This window comes from Burkholderia sp. AU30280 (assembly GCF_020420125.1).
Lineage (GTDB): Bacteria > Pseudomonadota > Gammaproteobacteria > Burkholderiales > Burkholderiaceae > Burkholderia.
In genome coordinates this window covers 82,848-89,291 of the sequence record NZ_JAIZRY010000022.1, presented here as the reverse complement: position 1 = coordinate 89,291, position 6,444 = coordinate 82,848, and the positions used below count along the sequence as shown (strand labels likewise).

7 protein-coding genes are annotated in these 6,444 nt (G+C 63.4%); 6 read left to right on the top strand and 1 reads right to left on the bottom strand.

Annotated features, from left to right (window positions below):
* Positions 1–239 precede the first annotated feature (239 nt).
* The 5 genes from LGN17_RS34730 (at position 240) to LGN17_RS34710 (ending at position 2,737) form a co-directional block, all read left to right on the top strand.
* Positions 240–629 (top strand): VOC family protein, encoded by a 390-nt coding sequence (locus LGN17_RS34730; protein ID WP_226201332.1) that lies wholly within the window; start codon positions 240–242, stop codon positions 627–629.
* A gap of 60 nt (positions 630–689) precedes the next feature.
* Positions 690–896, top strand: coding sequence for a hypothetical protein (locus tag LGN17_RS34725; RefSeq protein WP_226201331.1), 207 nt, complete (start codon positions 690–692; stop codon positions 894–896).
* An 83-nt stretch (positions 897–979) separates the two neighbouring features.
* Positions 980–1,483, top strand: a complete 504-nt coding sequence (locus LGN17_RS34720; RefSeq protein ID WP_226201330.1) for a hypothetical protein — start codon at positions 980–982, stop codon at positions 1,481–1,483.
* Between the two features lie 28 nt (positions 1,484–1,511).
* Entirely contained in the window at positions 1,512–1,979 is a 468-nt protein-coding gene (locus LGN17_RS34715; RefSeq protein ID WP_226201329.1) for a hypothetical protein, read from the top strand.
* Between the two features lie 77 nt (positions 1,980–2,056).
* On the top strand, positions 2,057–2,737 hold the full coding sequence (locus tag LGN17_RS34710; RefSeq protein ID WP_226201328.1) for a hypothetical protein: 681 nt from the start codon (positions 2,057–2,059) through the stop codon (positions 2,735–2,737).
* Positions 2,738–2,827: 90 nt separating this feature from the next.
* On the opposite strand, the gene LGN17_RS34705 is transcribed toward LGN17_RS34710, so the two are convergent.
* Entirely contained in the window at positions 2,828–3,799 is a 972-nt protein-coding gene (locus LGN17_RS34705) for a LysR substrate-binding domain-containing protein (RefSeq protein ID WP_226201327.1), read from the bottom strand.
* Positions 3,800–3,935: 136 nt separating this feature from the next.
* On the opposite strand from LGN17_RS34705, the gene LGN17_RS34700 reads away from it, so the two are divergent.
* Positions 3,936–6,236 (top strand): NADP-dependent malic enzyme, encoded by a 2,301-nt coding sequence (locus LGN17_RS34700; protein WP_226201326.1) that lies wholly within the window; start codon positions 3,936–3,938, stop codon positions 6,234–6,236.
* The last annotated feature ends 208 nt before the right edge of the window (positions 6,237–6,444 follow it).

Below are 6,444 nucleotides of genomic sequence, written 5' to 3'. Positions count from 1 at the left end.
ACCCGTCCAGCAACCCAGTGCCTGAAGCGCCTTGCGATCGAGCAATTCTTCCTCCTGACCTCCTTAAAGTCAGGCGTCAGGTTACGCAATCGCTCTCAAACCCTCCACGATTTTCCGCGATGAACCTTTTTTTGTTCGGTCGCGAGCGGGGGTGCCGGCGACGGCTACGTGTGGCAACATCGCGGTGATTTCCACATTCCAACCGGGTGCCGGCAGACCCATCTATCCGAGGGGGAGTCATGTTTGACCATGTCAAATTCGGCGTGAGCGACTTTGCAGCCAGCAAGGCGTTTTTCCTGAATGCACTTGAACCGCTTGGCGTCGTGGTGCAGGGGGAGGGCGAGCCTTCGTACGGCATCGAGATTTCTCCGCCGGGCAAGCCTTCGTTGTGCCTGTTCCAGACGACGGAGAAACCGGCGCATCTTCACATCGCGTTCGTGGCCGACAACCGGCAGCAAGTCGAGGCGTTCTATCGCGCGGCGCTGGCGGCCGGCGGGAAGGACAACGGCGCGCCGGGGCTGCGGCCGCATTACCACGCGAACTACTACGCGGCGTTCGTCATCGGGCCGGATGGGCACAATATCGAGGTGGTCTGTCATCAGGCGGAGGGAGGCGCCTCCGGCGACTGAGCGATATCATTCAAGCCATGAGCGAACGCATGCGCCACGCACGCAACCGAGCATTCCGGGATGACTGACATCACCATTGATTGGCCTTTTTATCTGGTCGTGCTTGCGGCTGGCGCTGAATATTGGCCGGTGACGTTGTGTGTCGGCGTGGTCGGATCGTATTTCGGGGCGACTCGCCTGCGCGGTGTCTGGCGAGTTGTCTGCCTCCTCATTGCGCTCGTGTTCATCGTCGATGCTGGCGCCGGAATTTACTGGTCCCTTGGTTAGCGTTCAGGCAAATCACGCCGGGGCCCGGAATCGAGTTTGCACCTGGCTGAATCGACACCCATCTCGAATCGGAATACTTGCTCTTGCGAAAATATCTGCTGCTTGGGGTTCTCGTGATGTATGCGTTCGATGCGTTCGCACAGTTTCCCTTTTCTCAATGGCCATTCTTCGGTGCGCCTAAACCTCGCTTTGGTCTGGGCATGATTTTCACTTTTCCGGCTCCGTCGCCTGACGAGTCGCCTGAGGAAACCGCCGAGTTTTGTATGCAGACTGCCGTATCCGCGTTGATGCGCTTCGACGATTTTCTCGTCGCAAGCACGTCGTCGATTCTGCCGAGTTCGCCGATCGCCCCGCAGCAATTGCCGAGAGTCTTTCCCGCATTTCCTGGTGTGAGGCACTCGCCGTCTACTTATTACCTTCGCAGTAACCGGTGCGTGCGAGGATACGACGCTTTGAAGGAACTGACGGTCGACATGCCCACGTTCGAGCATCTATATGCGGGATTGATACGGTGCGAGCAAATCTATGGTCGCGAACGGATCGCCGATCATGCGCTCTGCATTGCTGCGATTGCAGAGTCCAAATAGTCGCTGCATCGTCGGAACCGGAACACGCATGCGAGCCGAACTGCGCGACCCCGTCGACCACGACAAGCTTCGACACCTGCTACCGCTGACGAGAGCCGTGTTTCAACTGCACGAGAACGGACGTGAATACGATGCGGAGTTGCAGCAGATTTCCCGATTGCTTGGCGACGATATCGATCACGCCGATGTGCTCGGCGCGTTTGGTTCGACGAGTGCCGACGAATTTGCGAAGTGGCTGGCAATCGACCGGCATGCCGTCCCGACCGATCTGTCGGAGCCCGAGCTTCTGGAACTGCTCGATGCCGTCTGCGCGTGTCGCGGCAGCGAGGCACTGATCGACTACTGGGTTCGATGTCTGTCGGTCAACACCGGCGACGGCCGCATGTCGGACCTCATCTTCTGGCCCGAAGCCTACTTCGGCGCTGCGTACGACGGGCGGGAGCTTTCGCCTTCCGAGATGCTGGGGGTTGCCCTCCGCAAGCGGTGCATGGCATGAAGTCGCAATGATTTTCGGCAAAAGTCGGCCAGATCATCGACAATCTGCGTCATTCGAAAAATGAGAGAGGGTGGTGTATGCGCTGGATCGGTAAGACGCTCGCGGTGATCCTGGGCTTTTCTGTCGTTGGCGTCGCCAATGTGCAAGCCGCTTCCAGCGAACTTGCTTTCCCGCGATTCACGCAGGCGCAGGGCCGGCTGGACACCGACGGACTCCCGCTGTCCGGCGTGAAACTCTGCGTGCTTCCCGACCATGCGCCGTGCTTCGAGATGCCGCCCGCGCCGCTTCCCGATGGCTCGACGAAGGTGCAATACCAGTTCGGGCTGGATCCGCGATCCGAACGCTTGCCGATTGCGTCGGGCGGCTCCTGGGTGTTCTTCTCGGGAATGTTCTCCGGCGGCGGCAGCGGGATGCTGGAGCGTGTGGCGGTATTGCGTTATCGCGCGAACGGCAAGGTCGAGAACGTGATGCCGAAAGTCACCCAGACCGAGCTGGCCGACCGCGCGATGTGGACGGTGCCGGACGTGTCGCCCTATCCGCTGTTCGTTCGCGCGGATTATGTGTGGGGCAAGGACGAGAGTCATTTCGGCCCGCACTTTTTCGTCGTCGACGCGTGGGTATTCGATCCCGCCGCCAATCTGTACACGAAGCGGTTTTCCTATCGGACGACCAGGCGCTATGACCGCGGCGAGGGCTCGGACCATGTGCTGGCTTCCGAGCGTGCGGAAATCATGCGGCGCCTCGCCGCGAGCAAGTAGCCTGCGGCCGGTGTGCCCGGTGTTCGTCGAGACGCATGACCGTTTTCGGCGGACCCGGCGGGCCGTTCAACGCGGGCGGTGCGTGAACCGCTACCGCTGCGCTTCCCCGTAAGTCTCCCTGCACACCTCGCGCAGCGCCTCGACGAGGAGATCCCGCGCAGGCGAGCGCGAATCGGCGGCGCGGGTAAACAGCGCGATGGGCGGAAGCGTCCACACCAGCGAGTACGGGACGATCGCCACGCCGGCGATCCGCACCAGTTCTTCCGCGATATCGGCGGGCACGATCGAGACGGCCTCGTCGCTCGACGCGATCATTTCGCCGATCAGCTTGGAGGAATAACTCTCGACGATCGGAACGGGCGGCGCGATGCCGGCCGACAGAAACAGGTCGGTGACCTGTTCCCGCATCGGCGTATGCGGTGCGCCGAGAATCCAGTCGAGCGCGTGCAGCTTGTGCCAGTCGAGCGCGGTGCGGGCCAGTTTCGCGGCAAGACGCCGGCTCGCGATCATGCGCGGCTGCTGCTGGTACAGCACTTCGAAGGAGACCTGGCCCAGGTCGATCGCCGACGATGCCCGCCCGATCACGATGTCGACGCTGTGATCCCTGAGCTGAAGCAGCAGCTGATCGCTGGTGCCTTCGTGAATCGTCACGGTCAGGCGCCGCTCCATGCGCGCTTGCAGCCGCTTGAGCGCCGCCGACAGCATGTGCCCGGAAATGAACGGAATCACGCCGATGTGCAGGTGGGCCGCATGCCCGGCGGCGACCGCCTCCATTTCGCGAGCGAGGTGGTCGAGATCCTTGATCATCGCCTTCGCCCGCTCGAGCACGACCGCGCCGAGCGCGGTGGGCCGCATGCCGCGCGACGAGCGCTCGAAAAGCGGCGTGCCGAACATGCTCTCCAGCTCGGACAGCGCATTCGTCACCGCCGGCTGGCTGCTGGCCATGTGCTCCGCGACGCGCGTCAGCGACCCGTGCTGCTGGATCTGCAGCAACAGCACCAGGTGCCGCATCTTCAAGCGGGCGCCCAGCCGCCTGACCACGTCGTTTGCGTCAAAAGTCATTGACTGGTCACGTATTCATCATGAAAAAGTGATGGACCGATATTAAAACAGAATCATCACCTTATGGCGGATCCCTAGAATCCCCTTCATGGATCGCGCCGGGACTGGCCTGGCGCCCGTGCCCGGATCGAAAAACATGAAACAGACTGAGACACAGCAGCAGGCAGCGTTCGACTATCACGAATTTCCGACCCCGGGAAAGATCTCGGTCGTCGCCAGCAAACCGCTCGTGACCCAGCGCGATCTCGCGCTGGCCTACACGCCGGGCGTGGCGGGCGTGTGCGAGGCCATCGCCGCCGATCCGCTGCAGGCGCACCGTTTCACGAGCCGCGGCAATCTGGTGGGCGTGATCACGAACGGCACGGCCGTGCTGGGCCTGGGCAACATCGGCCCGCTCGCGTCCAAGCCGGTGATGGAAGGCAAGGCCGTCCTGTTCAAGAAGTTCGCGGGGATCGACGTCTTCGACATCGAGATCAACGAAACCGATCCGGACAAGCTGGTCGACATCATCGCCGGTCTCGAGCCGACCTTCGGCGGCATCAACCTCGAGGACATCAAGGCGCCCGAGTGCTTCACGGTCGAGCAGAAGCTGCGCGAACGCATGAAGATTCCCGTCTTCCATGACGATCAGCACGGTACCGCCATCACCGTCTCCGCCGCGTTCATCAACGGGCTGAAGGTCGTCGGGAAGTCGATTTCGGAAGTGAAGGTCGTGACGTCGGGGGCCGGTGCCGCCGCGCTGGCCTGCCTGGACCTGCTGGTCGACCTCGGGCTGCCGGTTGAAAACGTCTGGGTGACCGACATCGAAGGCGTCGTCTATCGCGGCCGCACCACGCTGATGGACCCGGCCAAGTCGCGCTTTGCGCAGGAAACCGATGCGCGCAAGCTGGCCGAAATCATCGGCGGCGCGGACGTGTTCCTGGGCCTGTCGGTCGGCGGCATCCTGACCGCCGACATGCTGAAGGCGATGGCGCCGCGCCCGCTGATTCTCGCGCTGGCCAATCCCACTCCGGAAATCTTCCCGGAACTGGCGCATGCGACGCGCGACGACGTCGTGATCGCGACGGGCCGCTCGGACTACCCGAACCAGGTCAACAACGTCCTCTGCTTCCCGTACATCTTCCGCGGCGCGCTGGACGTCGGCGCGACGACCATCACCCGTGAAATGGAGATCGCCGCGGTTCACGCGATCGCGGGCCTGGCCGAGGAGGAGCAGAACGAAGTCGTTGCGGCGGCCTATGGTGCGTACGACGTGGCGTTCGGCGCGCAATACCTGATTCCGAAGCCGTTCGACCCGCGCCTGATCGTCCGGATCGCGCCGGCCGTGGCCAAGGCGGCGATGGAAGGCGGCGTGGCGAAGCGCCCGCTGACCGATCTCGACGCGTACGTCGAGCAACTGCAGCAGTTCGTCTACCATTCCGGCGCGTTCATGAAGCCGTTGTTCGCGACGGCGCGCCGGCTGGTGCGCGACGGCGGCAAGGCGCGGATCGTCTTTACCGAAGGCGAGGACGAGCGCGTGCTCCGCGCGGTGCAGGTGATCGTCGACGAGAAGCTGGCGCGGCCGATCCTGGTCGGGCGCCCGGAGGTGCTGCTGGCGCGCATCGAGCGTTTCGGGCTGCGGATCCGGCTCGGTCAGGATGTCGAAGTGACCAATCCCGAATACGACGAGCGGTTCCCGCAGTACTGGACGACGTATTGGGAGCTGCGCTGCCGGGACGGCATCTCGAAGGAAATGGCGCGGGTCGAGATGCGGCGCCGCCTGACGCTGATCGGCGCGATGATGGTGCGGCTCGGCGACGCGGACGGGATGATCTGCGGGACGGTGGGCGAGTATCACAACCACCTGCGGTTCGTCGACGAAGTGATCGGGAAGAAGCCGGGGGCGTCGACCTATGCGGCGATGAACATCCTGTTGCTCGACCAGCGGACGGTCGCGCTGGTGGATACGCACGTCAACGACAACCCGGACGCGGAGCAGATCGCGGAATTCACGATTGCCGCGGCGCGTCAGATGGAATGGTTGAATCTGACGCCGAAGGCGGCGTTGCTGTCGCGGTCGAACTTCGGGTCGGGGAGTGCGGCTTCGGGCGTGAAGATGCGCCGGGCGCTGGAGATCGTCCGCGAGCAGGCGCCGGATATCGAGGCGGACGGCGAGATGCATGGCGACTGCGCGCTCGACGAGGGCTTGCGGTCGAAGCTGCTGCCGATGTCGCCGCTAAAGGGTGCTGCGAACCTGCTCGTTTGCCCGAACGTGGATGCGGGGAACATCGCGTACAACCTGCTCAAGACCGAAGCGGGCAGCAACGTGGCGGTGGGGCCGTTCCTGCTGGGCGTCAACGCGCCGGTGAACATTCTCACGTCGAGCTCGACGGTGCGGCGGATCGTGAACATGGCGGCGTTGACGGTGATCGAGGCGAATCGCAACGCGTCCGCCTGAACGGGTGACGGAAGCAGGGCGGCGGCAATTCCGCAAGGCGCCGCGTAGCGGGATCCCGGTTGTGGTGGGGTTCCGCTATCCGGTCGCCTGGTGAATGGGTGCCGCTGGTGGTTCGTGGCGTGGCGCCGCGCATGCATGTCGAGGTCGGTCGAGACCGGCCTCGGACGTCGGCAATCGTTTGCGTGCAGCCAACCGGACATCGGCTTTA